Source organism: Candidatus Microthrix subdominans (assembly GCA_016719385.1).
GTDB classification, from domain to species: Bacteria; Actinomycetota; Acidimicrobiia; order Acidimicrobiales; family Microtrichaceae; genus Microthrix; species Microthrix subdominans.
The window spans coordinates 15,724-31,938 of the sequence record JADJZA010000011.1; the positions used below are offsets into that span (position 1 = coordinate 15,724).

Here is a 16,215-nt window from a genome sequence, read left to right on the forward strand (position 1 = left end):
TGAGTGCCCGGTGTTGCGCGTGTTGGTCCACCGGGCACGTAGGGTGCCTCCCACATGGCATCACCACTGAAAATCACGTTCCTGGGCGGCCTGGGAGAGATCGGACGCAACTGCGCGGCGTTCGAGTACGAGGACCAGATCCTGCTGCTCGACTGCGGCCTCATGTTCCCCGACCACGACATGCTGGGCGTCGACATCGTGCTGCCCGACTTCTCGTGGGTGCACGAACGGGCCGACAAGATCGTCGGCTGCGTGTTGACGCACGGCCACGAGGACCACGTCGGAGCGCTCAGCTACCTGCTGCCCGACGTGTCCTTCCCGCTCTACGGAACCGAGGTGACCCTGGGGCTGGCCTACCCGCGCATCGAGGAGAACGGCCTGCTGGGGCGCACCGAGTTCAACGAGGTGCGCGACGGCGAGACCCACCAGATCGGGCCGTTCTCGTGTCAGTTCTTCGCAATGACCCACTCGGTGCCCCAAGCGGTGGCCACGGCGATTACCACCGGCCAGGGCACGGTGTTGCACTCCGGCGACTTCAAGATCGACCTCACCCCGGTCGACGGTCGCCTCTGCGACCTGTCCGGCATCGGCTCCATCGCCACCGATCCGGGCATCCGCCTGCTGCTCGCCGACTCGACCAATGCCGGCTCGGCGGGCTACTCGGTCTCGGAGACCGAGGTGGGCAAGGTGCTGTACGACCTGATGCACCGCTACCGGGGCCGACGCATCGTCACCGCCTGCTTTGCGTCCCACATCCACCGGGTGCAGCAGATCGCCGACGCGGCGATCGAGTACGGCCGCAAGGTGGCCACGCTGGGGCGCTCGATGAAGCGCAATGTGGCGATGGCGCGCGAGATGGGCGTGCTGCACATTCCCGACGACGCGTTGATCGACATCGAGGAGATCAGCAAGTACGAACCTGGCGAAGTGATCGTCATCTCCACGGGCTCGCAGGGTGAGGCGATGTCGGCCCTCACGCTGATGGCCACCCGCGAGAGCCGCTGGCTCAACGTGGGCGAGGAGGACGTGGTGATCCTGTCGTCGCACCCCATCCCCGGCAACGAGCATGCGGTCAACAAGGTGATCGACAAGCTGACCCGCCAGGGGGTCGAGGTGGTGCACTCGGGCATCGAGGACGTGCACGCCACCGGCCACGCCAAGCGTGAAGAGCTGAAGTTGTTGCAGTCGCTCACCCATGCCGACTGGTTCGTGCCCGTGCACGGTGAGTTCACCCACATGACCCACCACGCCAAGATCGCCGAGCAGATGGGCACGCCGACGGATCGCATCCTCGTGTGCGAGGACGGCGACACGTTGGTGCTCGATGACGACGGCCTGACCAGGGGTGACCGGGTCCCGGCCGAGTACATCTATGTCGACGGCAAGACGGTGGGAGAGATCGGCTCGTCGGTGCTGCGCGACCGTCAGGTGCTCGGCGAGGAGGGCGTGGTCAACATCGTCGTGATGGTCGATCTCGACCGACGCGAGATCGTGGCCGGCCCCGAGCTGAGCACCCGCGGCTGGGTGCAGGAGGTCGAGTCGGCCGACCTGCTTGCCGAGGGCTGCAAGCGCGCCGCCAAGGCGATCAACGACTCGCTCTCGGGCGGCGGTAACGCCGATCAGGTGGCCAAGGCGGCCCGCAAGGCCGTCGGGTCGTTCGTCAACCAGCGCACGCGCCGCCGGCCGATGATCGTGCCGGTGGTCCTCGAGGCCTGACCCGCTCTGAGGTATCCGGGTCTGGCACTGGCACTGGCACGGGGTCGGGCGATGAACGCCTCGACGACGGCCTGTTGGCTACCGTCACCCGGTGCGCCTCAACGTGATCAGCCGGGGTTCCGGCCCGCCCATCGTGTTCCTCCACGGCCTCGGCGCCTCGGCGACCACCTGGAACGCAGTCGCTGAGACGCTCTCGGACCGGCACCTCACGATGGCGGTCGACCTGCTCGGCCACGGCGAGTCGCCCTGTCCGGATGATCCTGAGGAGTTCTCGAGGGATGCGGCCCTGGCCGACCTCGACGATGTGCTCGCCACCCTCGACGAGCCCGCTCTGCTCGTCGGACACTCGCTGGGCGGTTACATGGCGCTCGCGCATGCGGCGACCCGGCCGGGAGCGACCACAGGCATCGTCGTGCTCAACACCGGCCCCGGCTTTCGGGACCCCGAGAAGCGGGAGGCCTGGAACGAGCGGTCGCGCCGCAACGCCCATCGCTTCGGCGTTCCCGAACGGGTGGCCAACCTCAACCTGCAACACGACTCGGTGGTCATGGACCGGCTCGCCGGGATCGAAACGCCGACGCTGGTGCTGGTCGGGGGCGCCGATCGCCCGGAATACCTCGGCTCGGGTCGGTACCTCGAACACAAGATGCCCGACGCCAGGCTGGTCGTGATCGAGGGCGGCGACCACGCGATGCACGAGGACACCCACGCCGCGGAGATCGCCGACCTCATCGCACGGTTCCAAGCTGGGCCGGAGTGACCCTCATGCGAAACCCTCACCGGAGGGTTTGGTACCGAGGAGCATGCGCAACCCACCCGGGAGGGTTTCGCACATCGCTCTGAGCGGTGATGGTGTCGACGGTTACAGCTGTGCGAGGGCCTGGTAGGCGGACATGACGATCATGGCGCCGCGCAGGTCGCCGACGAGGCCGGATGCCATCTTGTTCATCGCGTAGCTGACCGTCAGCTGGGCATCGACGTCGATCAGCGCGATCGAGCCGCCCCAGCCACCCCAGAAGCAGGCTCGGGGGTTGGGGCTGAGCGGGATCGACTCGTTCATCAGGCCGAAGCCCATGCCCAGCTTCATCTTCATGCCCAGCACCAGGTCGACGTCTTCGCTCTGAGGCTCGAAAATGCGCTCGACTCCCCCCGGCGACATCAGCCGCACCCCGTCCACTTCGCCACCGCAGGCCAGCGCCGCGTGGACCCGGGCGATCGAGCGGGCGTTGCCGGTGCCGCCGGCGGCCGGGATCTCGGCGCCTCGCCAGGCCCGGGTCCGGGTCTCGGTGGCATCGAGCGGGCAACTCAGCAGCGTGCGAGCGGCGATCGAGTCGATGGCGGTGTCGGTCCCGTCCAGCCCGGCGCCGGAGGGAACCAGGTCGCCCACGCGGTGGTCCTCCGAGGCGGGCAGACCGATGTGGAAGTCGGCGCCGAGCGGTTCGGCCACCTCCTCGCGAAAGAACGTGCCGATCGAGCGGCCGGTGACCCGTCGGACGATGCCCGCCTCCAGGTTGCCCTGGGAGATGGCGTGATACCCCGAATGGGTTCCCGGCTCCCACCATGGGCGCTGCGCCGCAAGGTGGTGCTCGACCGCCTCCTCGTCGTAGAGGTCCTCGGGAGCGATGGCCGGGTCGAAGCCCGACAGGCCGGCGTTGTGGGCCATCACGTGGCTGACGAGCACGCCTTCCTTGTTGTTGGCGGCGAACTCGGGCCAGTAGGTGGCCACCGGCGCGCTGAAGTCGATCTCGCCCCGGTCGGCCAGCATCAACATGACGGTGGCGGCCATCGTCTTGGTCGTCGAGTAGACGTTGACGATCGTGTCGGCCTGCCACGGGCGGCCGTGTTCGTCGGCGTCGCCCGCCCACAGGTCGACGACCGGGTTCCCACCCAGGGTGACGCACACCGAGGCGCCGAGCTCCTGCCCGCTGTCGAAGTTGGCGGCCATCGCCGCCTGCACCGGCTCGAACTCGTCGTCGCAGGTTCCGTGGATCTCGGTCATCTCGTCTGCCCCCATGCTGGTCTGGTCAACGAGGTTAGGAGCAGGACTCCAGCACCGCTGCGGTGGTGACCGCGCCGAGCTCCCACAGCCGCTCGGAGGCGTCGACCGTCGGCGACCCGACGACGAGCACCGGTGGCCTGACCGCCGACCAGCCGAGGCCGGTGACGATGCGTTGGACGGCGAGGGCGGCGCCGTCGACCTCGTTGTTGCCGTGCACCCACAGCCCCCAGGGGCGACCTCGGGTGGCGTCGAGGCACGGGTAGTACACCGTGTCGAAGAAGTGCTTCAGCGCCCCCGACATGTAACCGAAGTTGGCCGGGGTGCCCAGCAGGTAGCCGTCAGCGTCGAGCACGTCGGGCACGACCGCCGCCAGGGCCGGGCGGAGGACGACCTCGAGGTCGCCTTCGAGTTCGTCGCCAGCAGCGGTCGCCCCGTCGCACACCGAGTGGAGCATCGCGTGGGTATCCGGTGACGGCGTGTGGTGGATCACGAGCAGGCGGGCCATGCCCAAGCCTGGCCCATCCGGGTCGAGGGTGCGCCAGATCGTCACCGGTCGCAACTACCTTGGACGGTGACGTGGCTACGAAGAAATCATCCAATCGGTCCAGCAGCGCTGGGTCCTCGGGTACCCGCTCCTCTTCGGTGGCGGGACGCGCGGGGCGATCGACGGCGACCAGCCGCGGCCGGTCCGCGCCCAAGTCCTCTGGCCGTTCCAGTACCCGCAACACCAAGAAGCCCGGTGCCAATGGGCGTTCGGGCTGGTTGAGCGAAGCCTTCGAGGGCTACGGGGACGACGTCGCCGGCACCTTGCTGATCGGTGCGGCGATCATCTGCGGGCTCGGCATCTACGGGGGCTTCGGCGGTGCGCTTGGCCGCCTGTTTCGCAACGTCGTCATCGACGTGGCGGGCCTGTTTGCCTACGTGGTCCCGGTCCTCGCCGTCGCGCTGGGCGTGTGGCTGATCGCCCGCCCCAACGAGATCGACGCCGAGTCGGCGGCCAGCACCCGCCGTCGGTTGGTTGGAGCACTGCTGGCCTTCGCCAGCCTGACCGGCGCCACCCACCTGATCGTCGACCCGCCGCCAATGGGCGAGGTGGGCGTCGGCGTGGCCAACGACAACGCCGGTGGGCTGTTCGGCTGGTTGGTGGCCAACCCGCTCAGCACCCTGTTGGGCCGCTGGGGCGCCCTGGCGCTGATGCCGGTGGTGTTGTTCTTCGCCGTGTCGTTGCTGACCGGCCGCCGCATGCGCACGCTTGCCGGCGATACCCGGGTTGCCCTGGCACCGGTGGGACGCCTGATGGGCGACGGAGCGGGCGCACTGTTCCGCCTGGGGCCCCGCGAGGCGATCCTCGACGGACCGGCCACCGAGGAGGAGGTCGACCCGGATGCGCCGACCGGCGTGATGGACGGGCCCGGTGGGCATCGGGGGCGCTTCTTCGACCAGGACAACGACCCGGCCACCGGCCATCTCGAGACGCCGCCCGCGCTGCCGCCGACCGGTCCGCCGCCGTCCACCTCGACCAAGGCCCAGGTCACCCCGCCCCGGCCCCCCAAGGTGGTCGTCCCCTTTGACGACTCGGTCGATCCCGAGCAGCTGGAGATGGATCTCGACCCGGCCGCCGGGTCCTCGTGGGTGTTGCCCCGCATCGACCTGCTCAGCCGCAGCGACACTCGGGAGGTCGACGAGGAGGCGGTGGCCGAACGGGGTCAGCGCCTCGAGGCGGCCCTTGCTGAGCACGGGGTGGAGACCCGCCTGGTCGGCATGGTGGTCGGCCCGACGGTCACCCGCTACGAACTCGAGCTCGGCGTGGGCGTCAAGGTGGCCAAGGTCACCAACCTCAACCGCGACATCGCCTACGCACTCGCCTCGTCAGATGTGCGGATCATCGCCCCGATCCCGGGCCGCCAGGCGATCGGGGTCGAGGTGCCCAACGACGACCGCGACGTCGTGGCGCTGGGCGACATCCTCACCTCCGCGGAGGCGGCCAAGGCTCGGGCGCCGCTCGAGGTCGGCGTCGGGCGTGACATCAACGGCCGGTCGGTCATGGTCGACCTGGCGACGATGCCCCACGTGCTGATCGCCGGCCAGACCGGTGCCGGCAAGTCGAGCTGCCTCAACTCGATCCTCACGTCGATCATGATGCGGGTCACCCCCGACCAGGTTGGGCTGATCCTGATCGACCCCAAGCGGGTGGAGCTCACCCAGTACGACCGCATCCCGCACCTGCTGACCAGCGTGGTGACCGACCCGAAGAAGGCCGCCAACGCCCTCGACTGGGCGGTGAGGGAGATGGAGAAGCGCTACGACCTGCTCCAGGAGGCGGGCGTGCGAGACATCGGCGGCTACAACGCCAACTACGACGCCGGCCGCCTCGACTCGCCACTGGGCGAGGAGCGCGAGTGGGAGCGGATGCGCTACATCCTCGTCGTCGTCGACGAGCTGTCCGACCTGATGCTCGTCGCCCCGCGGGACGTCGAAAACTCGATCTGCCGTCTCGCCCAGATGGCCCGCGCCGTCGGCATCCACCTGGTGATCGCCACCCAGCGTCCGTCGGTCAACGTGATCACCGGCGTGATCAAGGCCAACGTGCCCGCCCGCATGGCCTTTGCCGTGGCTTCGTCAACCGACTCGAAGGTGGTGCTCGATCAGGTCGGCGCCGAGCGCCTGGTCGGACGGGGCGACATGTTGTTGCTCGGCCCGGCAGCGTCCGTCGCCCAGCGCATCCAGGGCGCCTGGGTGGAGGAGAGCGAGGTGCGCGACATCGTCGGCCACTGGCGCGAGCAGGCCCCGGTGGTCGAGGAGCGCTACACCGAGGGAGTCGCCGATGAGACCGACCGACCGGGGGGCGAGGATCCGGTGACCGCCTCCGCCGCCGATCCCAACGACGACGACGAACTGCTGAAGCAGGCCTGGGAGCTGGTCGTTCGTTCGCAGCTCGGTTCGACCTCGATGCTTCAGCGCAAGCTGCGCGTGGGCTTCGCCCGGGCGGGTCGCCTGATGGACCTGCTCGAGGAGCGCGGGATCGTCGGCGCGTCGGAAGGCTCGAAGGCCCGCACGGTTCTCATGACGCCCGAGGAACTCGACGAGCTGATCAACGCAGGCCAGTTTTAGGGCACTGTCGGCCGGCGCCGTCCGACGACGGCCCCGGGGGGCGCCTAGGCAGCGAAACGGTTGGGGACGGCGGGCGATCTACGCTGTTGGCCTCATGTCGAAGCGCTACTGGTTGGAAACCCTGGGCTGTCCGAAAAACCAGGTGGATTCGGACAAGCTGGAGGGCACCCTCCTCGCCGCCGGCTACGAGGCCGCGCCCGGACCGGGCGAGGCCGAGCTGGTCGTGGTCAACACCTGCGCGTTCATCGAGGATGCCCGGGCCGAATCGATCGAAGCGGTGCTCGGCCTGTCCGAGGACCGGGCCGAGGGGGCCGAGCTGGTCGTCACCGGTTGCCTGGCCGAGCGGGCGGGTGCCGAGTTGGCCGAGGCGATCCCCGAAATCGATCGGGTGGCCCCCTTCGGGGCCGACCTGTTGGGGCGATTCTCCGACCCGCTCGCCGGGGATGCTCAGGGCGCCGGGTCGGTAGGTTCGAACGGTTCGGCCACCGTCGCCGTCACCCTCGGCCCCTCTCGTCTGGGCGGCACGAGCAACGGTGCGGTCGTGCCCGACATGGACCTGCTCGAGCTGCCACGCCCACCGTCGAGCTCACCGTGGGCCTACGTCAAGATCGCCGAGGGCTGCGACCGGGCCTGCGGGTTCTGTGCCATCCCGAGCTTCCGCGGGCCGCAACGGTCCCGCACGATCGAGTCGATTGTTGCGGAGGTCGCTGGTCTTGTCGGGTCCAACCCACGAGCGGCCCGTGGCGGGAGTGACGAGGTCGAGGCGCTCGGCCACAACGCCAACAGCGCTCGAGAGATCGTCCTCGTCGCCCAGGACCTGGCCGCCTACGGCCGGGACCAGGGGGTGGGGGAGCGGGCGATCATCCCGCTGGTGCAGGCGGTCGCCGAACGGGTCGATTGGGTCCGATTGTTGTATCTCTACCCCTCGGACCTGACCGAGGCCCTCATCGAGACCGTGCTGGCGACCGGCGTGCCCTACTTCGACCTGTCGCTGCAACACACCTCGCGTCCGGTGCTGCGCCGCATGCGCCGCTGGGGCGACGGCGATGCCTTCCTCGAGCGGATCGAGCGTATTCGCTCGGCCGAGCCGGCCGCGGTGTTTCGCTCCAACTTTCTGATCGGCTATCCCGGGGAGACCGAGGAGGACCACGACGACCTGCTGGCCTTCATCGAGGCCGCCCAGGTCGACTGGTGCGGGCTGTTCAAGTTCTCCCGGGAGGACGGCACCTATGCCGACTCCCTGCCCGATCAGGTGGCTCCCGAGCTGGTGGCGGAGCGTCATGCCGAGGCGGCAGAGCTGGCCGAGGCGATCACCGCCCAGCGGCGCCTGGACCGGGTGGGGAGCACCGTCGAGGTCCTGATCGATGCCCCTGGGGTGGGCCGCAGCACCGGTGAGGCACCCGAGATCGACGGGATCATCTCGGTACCGGCTCACCTTCCGGTCGGGTCGATGGCCATGGTCCGGATCGTCGATGCCGAAGGGCCCGACCTGGAGGCCCTCCCGCTGAGTGACCATGCTGCTGAGTGATCATGTCGCTGAGTGACCAGCCGTCGAGTGACCAGCCGTCGAGCGATCGAGTGGGGAGCGCCTCGGGTGATCAACCGTCGACCGAACGGCCGGGTGGTTTCGGTCCGTCGGCGCTGCTGACCCCCGCCAACCTGGTCACGCTGGGCCGCATCGCCGCCGCCCCGGTGGCCTTCGCCATGATGCTGACCAACGATGGTGTTGGCACCTGGGCGTTGCTGGCCCTGTGGTTCGTGCTGTCGGCCACCGACATGTTCGATGGCTATCTCGCTCGCAAGCAGGGCTCGACCCGTTCCGGTGCCTTCCTCGACCCCCTTGCCGACAAGGTGCTGGTGTTGGGCGGTTTCATCACCCTCGCCGTCATCGGGCGCTTCCCATGGGCGGCGGTCATCCTCACCGTCGCCCGCGAGGTGGGTATCTCGGCTTTTCGGACCTACTGGGGACGACGCGGGTTGTCGGTGCCGGCCTCCTCGCTGGCCAAGTGGAAGACCTTCATCCAGCTCGGTGCGGTCGGCTGGACGACCTGGCCGACCTTCACCGATTGGCGATGGCTGTCCGACAGTTGGCTGTGGGCCAGCGTCCTGATCGCCTGGGTGACCGCAGTGCAGTACGTGCTCGCCGGGAGTAGAGCGACCTCCAGCACGGGGGAAGCAACAAAGGCCTGAGCGGGCCTGACCGTCCGTTAGGTTGGTCCTCTACGCCGATCGAACGGGGGCGCCGTGGCCGGAGATACCAAACCGAAGAAGATGCTCATCGGGGGCATCGTGATCATGGTGATTGCGACGATCGGAGGCATTACGGCCCTCGTCCTCGGGATCACCAGGATCTCGGGCGTTGCGAACGAAATCACCTCCAGCGACAGCGTGGCGCTGCCCGGCGCGGAGACCGTCGCCGGCTCTGGTAGCCAGTTCACCGTGTGGTCGACGGGCTCGTACGTCAACTGCACGGTCAACGGTGGTGACGTCACCTTCAACACGTCGGGCAGCACCAGCCAGTCGACCGATGTCGAGGGGCAGAGCTTCAACCTGGTCGGTTGGTTCGACACATCCAGCGGACGGGACTTCGCGGTCGACTGCGACGGTACGCCAGGGGAGACCTTCTCGGTCATCGAGGTGTCGTTCTCGGCGCTGGCGACCGGGATCGGCTTGATTGTCGGCTCGATTTTCGGAGGGTTTGGGCTGTTCTTCATCGGGCTCGTCTTCGTGATCATCGCCCTGTTCCGCCGGTCGAGCTGGACGAAGCGCCACGGCCCGGGTCCCATGGGTCCTGGCGGATATCAGCCACCGCCCGGCCAGCAGGGCTGGACAGCACAGCCACAGGCTCCGGCGGGCTGGGATCCGACGGGTGGCGGACAGGCGCCCGCACCCGGGCAAGGCGGTTCGTTCCCCGGGCAGGCGCCGCCGCCTCCAGGCGGCCAGGTGCCACCTCTGGGCGGCCAGGCGCCGCCTCCCCCCGGTGGGCAGCCGCCGCCGTTCGGTAACGCGCCCACCGCTCCCGGCGGCCCACCTCCACCGCCCCCGGGCCCGCCGCCCGTGCCCGGTGGTCAGGGTGGCGCGCCACCGCCTCCTCCTCCCGGTTAGACCTTCGGTGAGACCCGAGGCTCGCACTGGCTCATTCGGGCCCACAGCGCTCGTGCTGAGACGGTTCCCGTTTGAGTAGGTTGCCGAGATGAACGTTGAAGTGGTCGCGGTCGGCACCGAGCTGTTGTTGGGTCAGATCGTCGATACTAACTCCAGCTGGATCGGCGAGCAGCTGGCCCTCGTCGGGCTCGATTCGTTCTTTCAGACCAAGGTGGGCGACAACCTCGATCGCCTCGTCGACACGTTGCGCCGCGCACTGGACCGCTCCGACGCAGTGATCGTGTGCGGCGGGTTGGGCCCCACCCAGGACGACCTCACGCGGGAAGCGCTCGGCGTCCTCGTCGAGGAGCCGCTCGACGAGGACGACACCATGGTCGAGCGCATCATCGAGATGTTCGGCTCCCGCGGTCGTCGCATGCCGATGAACAACCTCAACCAGGCGCGCAAGCCGGCGTCGGCTGAGTTCATTCCGGTGATGCCCGGCACCGCCCCCGGGCTGGTGCTGCCCACCCAGCACGGCGTCGTGTACGCCGTCCCGGGCGTGCCGTGGGAGATGAAGGAGATGCTCACCGGGTTCGTGCTCGGCGACCTGTCCCGCCGCAGCGGCGACCCAGCGGCGATCGCCAGCCGCACCCTGCGCACCTGGGGCGAGTCCGAATCCGGTCTCTCCGAGATGTTGGCGCCGCGCATGGCCGAACTCGACGAGGTCGGCAACCCGACGCTGGCCTTTCTCGCTTCCGGTTTCGAGGGGCTGAAGGTGCGGATCACCGCCAAGGCGGCCGATGCAGCCGCCGCCACTGAGATCGTCGATGAGGAGGCCGACCACCTGCGCGCCCTCCTGGGGCCGCTGGTGTTTGGTCGCGACGGCGACAACATGGAGTCGACGGTGTTGGCGGCGCTCGAGGTACGCGGCCACACGCTGGCGGTCGCCGAATCGCTCACCGGCGGCCTGCTCGGATCTCGGCTGGCGTCGGTGCCCGGTGCCTCGGCGGTGTTCCGTGGCGGCGTCATCGCATATCACCCCGAGGTGAAGCAACAGCTACTCGGCGTGCCCGATGGCCCGGTGGTGACCGAGGAGGCCGCCCTGGCGATGGCGCGCGGCGCCCGCTCCTCGCTGGGGGCCGACGTCGGGCTGGCCACCACCGGCGTGGCCGGACCCGAGGAGCTGGAGGGCCAACGGGCGGGCACGGTGTGTCTGGCCGCAGTGTGGCCCGGCGGCGAGGCGTCGACCACGCTCGGCCTGCCGGGTGGGCGCCAACAGATCCGGGAGTTCTCGTGCATCTCAGTGCTCGACCTGCTGCGTCGACGCATGCTGGTCGACGACGACGCCGAGGCCTGAGGGTGGCAAGCTGGTCGGCCGTGACCACCACCCCCCAGCAGCTGCTCGCTGCCCGCTGCCCCGACCTGGTCGGGGTGGATCGCTTCGAGATCCTCGAACCGGAGCTGGTGATCGAGGCCTCGGCCCCCGGGGCCGGGAACGACTCCGCGGGCGTATCTGGGACGGACGAGGTATCGACGAGCCGGTACCGGCTGACCCTCCGCTACCGGCTTCTGGCGGGCGCCGACGAGGTGGCCGCCTTCTCCGAGGTCGTTGAGTTCTTCGCCCCGGCCAGCCTCGAATCGCTCGGGGGGCACGCCGCTGACGGCGACAGCGGCGATGATGACGAGGCACTCCTCGCCGGGCTCGCCCGGCTGGTCGCGTTGGCGGCGGGCACCAGCTACTACAAGGTGGCAGCGCCGACGACCATCGCCGTGATGATCGGCCCGATCACCGCTGCCGAGGCGATGTTCGTCCGAGAGCTCTACGACCACGGCATGCGAGAGTTCGCGGCCCGCAACGACCTGCCGGTGCCGCTCGATCAGCGGTGGGAGCTCGAGATCGACGCCAGCCGGGCTCCTACGCGGGTCACACCCGACGAGCGGCCCACATCGGCATCGGACCGGCTGGCGGCCGCCGGTGCGTTGGTCCCGGTCGGTGGCGGTAAGGACTCGGCGCTCGTGTTGTCGGTGCTGGGCGATCGCGCCGTCGCCTTCACGATCAACGCCACCGAAGCGCCACGCCGGGTGGCGGCCGCGGCAGGCCTCACCCTGCACACCGCCGCCCGCCGCCTCGACCCCGCCCTGCGGGACTGGAACGAGCGGGGCGCCCTGAACGGGCACATCCCGGTCACGGCGGTCGTCACGGCGATCTCGGCGTTGGCCGCTCGGGCGCATGGCTGCACCGACGTCGTGCTCGGCAACGAGCGGTCGGCATCGGAGCCCACCCGCTGGGTCGGCGGGCAGGCGGTCAACCACCAGTGGGCCAAGTCGCTCATTGCGGAAGACCTCACCCAGGGGGCGCTCGATGCGGTCAGCGGGGGTCGGCTGCGAACGTTCTCGATCCTGCGGCCGTTCACAGAGGTGGCGATCGCCTCGGGTTTGGTCACCGACGAGGCTCAGCTCGGCGCGTTCCTCTCGTGCAACGAGGCGTTCACCATCTGGCGGCCGACCGCCCAGCGCGCAGAGGGCACGTGGTGTTTGAACTGCCCAAAGTGCCGCTTCACGACGCTGATGATGGCCCCGCACCTGTCCCCGGAACGCTTCGAGGAGATCTTCGGTGGGCGGCCGCTGCACGACCCGGACCAGGCCGAGGGCTACCGGGAGCTGTGGGACGAGGTATCGAAGCCCTACGAGTGCGTCGGCGAGATGGTGGAGTCCGCGGCGGCCATGGCCGAACTGGCCGGTCGGGATGCCTGGGCGGATGCGGCGGTCGTTCGCCTCACCGGCGAGAGCGCCACCGCCTACGCCGGCGACCACCACAGCTCGCTGGCCGCCCTGATGGTGCCCAGCGCCGATCATCGGGTGCCGGAGCCCTACCTGGGCTGGATGCTCGAACGGCTGGCCCCGGAACCAACTCAGCGCTCGGCGGGCTGAGCCCGTGCGGTTGGACGACCTGGCCGGGGCGACCGTCCTGGTCCTCGGGCTGGGGATCGACAACCTGGCCGCCCTCGATGCCGTTCTGGCCGCCGGACCGGGGCGCGTGCTGGCTGCGGTCGACGATCCCGACGCTGCGAGCGTCGCCGACCGGGACCGCTTGGGCGCGCTCGACATCGTGCTGATCGCGGCCGAAGATGCGATCGATGCCGGGCGCGAGGCCGGCGCACCGTTGATCGTCCTCCGCGCGCCGGGGTATCCGCGCCGGGGTGAGGTGTGCACCCGTTTGGAGGATGCCGGCGCCGTTTTTACGACGGCGGTCGATCTGTGGATCGGCACCCACGGGGCCGCCCGTCCCATCGTGGCGATCACCGGCACCAAGGGGAAGTCGACGGTCACCGCACTGCTCGATTCGCTGCTCGACCTCCTCGGTATCGAGCACCTGATGGGCGGCAACATCGGCCTGGCGATCTGGGCGGAGGCGCCAAATCCCCCGCCGGGCGTGCCGGCGGTGATCGAGGTGTCGTCCTACATGGCCGCCGATGCGCACCATGCGCCCACGATCGGCGTGCTGACGTCGCTCGACGCCGATCACCTCACCTGGCACGGCTCGATCGAGCGCTACCGAAGCGACAAGCTGCGGCTCTTCAGCGGTGGCGAGCAGCCGCCGCAGGTGGTGTTGGTCGACGGCGGCGACCCGGTGGCGCTCGAGGCGATCGGTCGCACCGGTCTGCCCGTCCAGGCGGTCGATCCCGACGATGGCATTGCCAGCGCTGCGGGGGCCCGGCTCGCCGAGCGGGGCTTTCCCCGGCACCTTGGCTCCAACCTGGCGCTGGCGGCGGCGGCCGCCGAACGGCTCTGCGGCCTGCTGGGGATCGACGATGTACCCCTCGGACGGGCCCTGACCGAACTGGCCGACCACTACGTCGCCCTCCCGTCACGCCATGCGACGATCGGTGAGCACCGTGGGGTCCGCTACATCGATGACGCGTTGGCCTCCAACCCGTTCGCTGCGGCGGCCGCGCTCGATGCCGTGGGTGAGGTGCCGGTGACCTGGCTGATCGGCGGGCAGTCGAGGGAGGTGTCCCTGGGACCGATGGCAGCCGCGTTGGCGCTGCGTCGCTCGCCGACGCTGCTGCTCGGGCTGCCCGATACCGGCGAGGCCTGGTGCGCCCAGATGGCAGGCCCGTCCGGGTCGCTCGGTTCGTCCGGTTCATCGGGCACCGGCGTGGGGGACACCGCAGCCCAGCCGGTTGGCCTCGAGACCGTCGCGGTCGCCGATGTTGGGGAGGCGGTGCGCATCGCGGCCACCCGAACCCCCGAGGACGGGGTGGTGCTGTTCGCCCCGGGCGCGCCCACGCCGTCGCGGCTGGGTACCTACCACGAGCGGGCAGCCGACTTTGCCGCCGCCTTCGCGGCGCTCAGCGGGGGCTGAGGCGGATCACCGGGATCGTGCGGTCGGTGCGTTGTTGGTAGTCGGTGAAGTCGGCGTACATGTCGACCAGGCGCGGCCACAGCGCAGCCCGTTCATCGGCGCCGACCTCGCGGGCGACCATCTCGGTCTCGACGCCACGCCGGTTGACGGTGACCTCCGGGTGTTCGATCACGTTGTAGTACCACGCAGGATTGCTCGGCATCCCGCCCTGGGAGGCGACGAGGATCAGGTCGGCCCCGTCCTCCATGAACAACAGCGGCACGGTGCGCGGCTCGCCGGAGCGGCGGCCGATGGTCGTCACCAGCACCACGTCGGTGCCCTTGAGGAACTTGCCGCCGATGCGACCGTCGGTCAGCCGGTACAGCCGGGTGGTCAGCCGGCTCATCACCTTGATGACCACGCCCCCCACCTTCACCTGCCGGTCGTTGTAGGAATCGTTGGTCGTCACGGGACCGATCGTAATCGAACACAGCTTTGGTGCTTGCCCCGAACAGGCGTTCGTAACTACACTGACGTCATCTTGTTGCCGCAGGCTGCGAGCTGACCAGAGAACCGGTTCCAAACCATCCCGCCGAGAATGACCGGGTTGTGAGGGTTCGGGCCTCCCCGATTCGTTGTCACACCCCCTCCGTAGGGTCGACATCAACAACCCGCACAGCACCGGGGGCCACAGGCGGTCCCCTCAATCGCCAAGGAGATCACCATGGCTACAGATACGGATCGCAGCAAGGCACTCGACATGGCTCTCGGCCAGATCGACAAGCAGTTCGGCAAGGGCTCGGTCATGCGCATGGGCGAGAAGACCTCGATGAACGTCGAGGTGATCTCGACCGGCGCGCTGAGCCTCGACGTGGCGCTGGGCATCGGCGGGCTCCCCCGCGGTCGGGTCACCGAGATCTACGGTCCGGAGGCGTCGGGCAAGTCCACGCTCGCCATGCACGTCGTCGCAGAAGCCCAGCGCAACGGCGGCACCTGCGCCTACGTCGACGCCGAGCATGCGATGGACCCCTCCTATGCGTCGAAGATCGGCGTCGACATCGACCAGCTGCTCATCTCCCAGCCCGACACCGGCGAGCAGGCGCTCGAGATCACCGACATGCTGGTGCGCTCCGGTGCCATCGACGTCATCGTCATCGACTCGGTCGCCGCCCTCACCCCCCGGGCCGAGATCGAGGGCGACATGGGCGACACCCACGTCGGCCTGCAGGCCCGGCTGATGTCCCAGGCGCTACGCAAGCTCACCGCCAACCTCAACCGCTCCAACACCATCTGCATCTTCATCAACCAGTTGCGCGAGAAGATCGGCGTCATGTTCGGCTCCCCCGAGACCACCTCCGGCGGCCGGGCGCTGAAGTTCTACTCCTCGGTCCGTCTCGACATCCGCCGGATCGAGTCGATCAAGAACGGCGTCGAGGTGGTCGGCAACCGCACCCGGGTCAAGGTGGTCAAGAACAAGATGGCCCCGCCGTTCAAGCAGGCCGAGTTCGACATCATGTACGGCAAGGGCATCAGCCGAGAGGGTTCCCTGCTCGACCTGGCGGTCGATCTCAACATCGTCAAGAAGTCGGGTGCCTGGTACACCTACGACGGCGAGCAGCTGGGCCAAGGCCGGGAGAACGCCAAACAGTTCCTCATCGACAACGCCGAGATCATGGTGGAGGTCTCCGAGTTGGTCCGCAATCAGATGGGGATCGGCGACCAGCCGGACGAACCTGTCGATGCCGGTGCCGCCGCCGACGACGAGTTCACCGCCGCCGACGATGTGCCGATCGCTCTGGACGGCTAGTTGCCGCTGAGCCATCACGAGCGTTCGACGTCGAGCGCACCTTGATCCAACGAAGCCCACCGGTCCGTCCGATGTTGGGCTTCCGATTCCGCAGACGACCTCCCAGGTTCGTCTCCGGCGTGGGACCCCCGAGCCTGCCAGCCACCGGTC

At 69.1% G+C, this 16,215-nt stretch carries 13 protein-coding genes; 10 read left to right on the forward strand and 3 right to left on the reverse strand.

Features of this window, described 5'->3' with window-relative positions:
* Positions 1-54: 54 nt before the first annotated feature.
* Together IPN02_18900 and IPN02_18905 are read left to right on the forward strand one after the other, a co-directional pair.
* Positions 55-1,716 carry a ribonuclease J gene (locus IPN02_18900; GenBank protein MBK9298855.1) on the forward strand — a complete coding sequence of 554 codons (1,662 nt, stop codon included), beginning with the start codon at positions 55-57 and terminating at the stop codon, positions 1,714-1,716.
* Positions 1,717-1,807: 91 nt separating this feature from the next.
* Positions 1,808-2,476, forward strand: a complete 669-nt coding sequence (locus IPN02_18905) for an alpha/beta fold hydrolase (GenBank protein ID MBK9298856.1) — start codon at positions 1,808-1,810, stop codon at positions 2,474-2,476.
* A gap of 102 nt (positions 2,477-2,578) precedes the next feature.
* Here IPN02_18905 and IPN02_18910 read toward each other — a convergent pair whose 3' ends face one another.
* Together IPN02_18910 and IPN02_18915 are read right to left on the reverse strand one after the other, a co-directional pair.
* A complete protein-coding gene (locus IPN02_18910; protein MBK9298857.1) occupies positions 2,579-3,715 on the reverse strand; it encodes a beta-lactamase family protein in 1,137 nt (378 codons plus the stop codon).
* A gap of 34 nt (positions 3,716-3,749) precedes the next feature.
* Positions 3,750-4,220: a flavodoxin family protein gene (locus IPN02_18915; protein ID MBK9298858.1), complete on the reverse strand. Its 471-nt coding sequence runs from the start codon at positions 4,218-4,220 to the stop codon at positions 3,750-3,752.
* Positions 4,221-4,477: 257 nt separating this feature from the next.
* Here IPN02_18915 and IPN02_18920 point away from each other — a divergent pair, with 257 nt between their 5' ends.
* From IPN02_18920 to IPN02_18950, 7 genes are all read left to right on the forward strand, one after another.
* Entirely contained in the window at positions 4,478-6,826 is a 2,349-nt protein-coding gene (locus tag IPN02_18920) for a DNA translocase FtsK 4TM domain-containing protein (protein ID MBK9298859.1), read from the forward strand.
* A gap of 94 nt (positions 6,827-6,920) precedes the next feature.
* On the forward strand, positions 6,921-8,354 hold the full coding sequence (locus tag IPN02_18925) for a radical SAM protein (protein MBK9298860.1): 1,434 nt from the start codon (positions 6,921-6,923) through the stop codon (positions 8,352-8,354).
* 2 nt (positions 8,355-8,356) lie between these two features.
* Positions 8,357-9,016, forward strand: a complete 660-nt coding sequence (locus IPN02_18930; protein ID MBK9298861.1) for a CDP-alcohol phosphatidyltransferase family protein — start codon at positions 8,357-8,359, stop codon at positions 9,014-9,016.
* Positions 9,017-9,070: 54 nt separating this feature from the next.
* Positions 9,071-9,931, forward strand: coding sequence for a hypothetical protein (locus IPN02_18935; protein MBK9298862.1), 861 nt, complete (start codon positions 9,071-9,073; stop codon positions 9,929-9,931).
* A gap of 88 nt (positions 9,932-10,019) precedes the next feature.
* The gene (locus tag IPN02_18940; GenBank protein MBK9298863.1) at positions 10,020-11,270 is read left to right on the forward strand and encodes a competence/damage-inducible protein A; all 1,251 of its coding nucleotides are present in this window, start codon (positions 10,020-10,022) and stop codon (positions 11,268-11,270) included.
* A 20-nt stretch (positions 11,271-11,290) separates the two neighbouring features.
* On the forward strand, positions 11,291-12,844 hold the full coding sequence (locus IPN02_18945; protein ID MBK9298864.1) for a hypothetical protein: 1,554 nt from the start codon (positions 11,291-11,293) through the stop codon (positions 12,842-12,844).
* A gap of 4 nt (positions 12,845-12,848) precedes the next feature.
* Positions 12,849-14,279: a hypothetical protein gene (locus tag IPN02_18950; protein MBK9298865.1), complete on the forward strand. Its 1,431-nt coding sequence runs from the start codon at positions 12,849-12,851 to the stop codon at positions 14,277-14,279.
* Here IPN02_18950 and IPN02_18955 read toward each other — a convergent pair.
* Entirely contained in the window at positions 14,266-14,664 is a 399-nt protein-coding gene (locus IPN02_18955; protein MBK9298866.1) for a nitroreductase family deazaflavin-dependent oxidoreductase, read from the reverse strand. The two genes, IPN02_18950 and IPN02_18955, sit on opposite strands and share 14 nt — an antisense overlap.
* Positions 14,665-14,982: 318 nt before the next feature.
* Between IPN02_18955 and recA the strand changes: the two genes are divergently transcribed.
* Entirely contained in the window at positions 14,983-16,065 is a 1,083-nt protein-coding gene (gene recA / locus IPN02_18960; protein MBK9298867.1) for a recombinase RecA, read from the forward strand.
* The last annotated feature ends 150 nt before the right edge of the window (positions 16,066-16,215 follow it).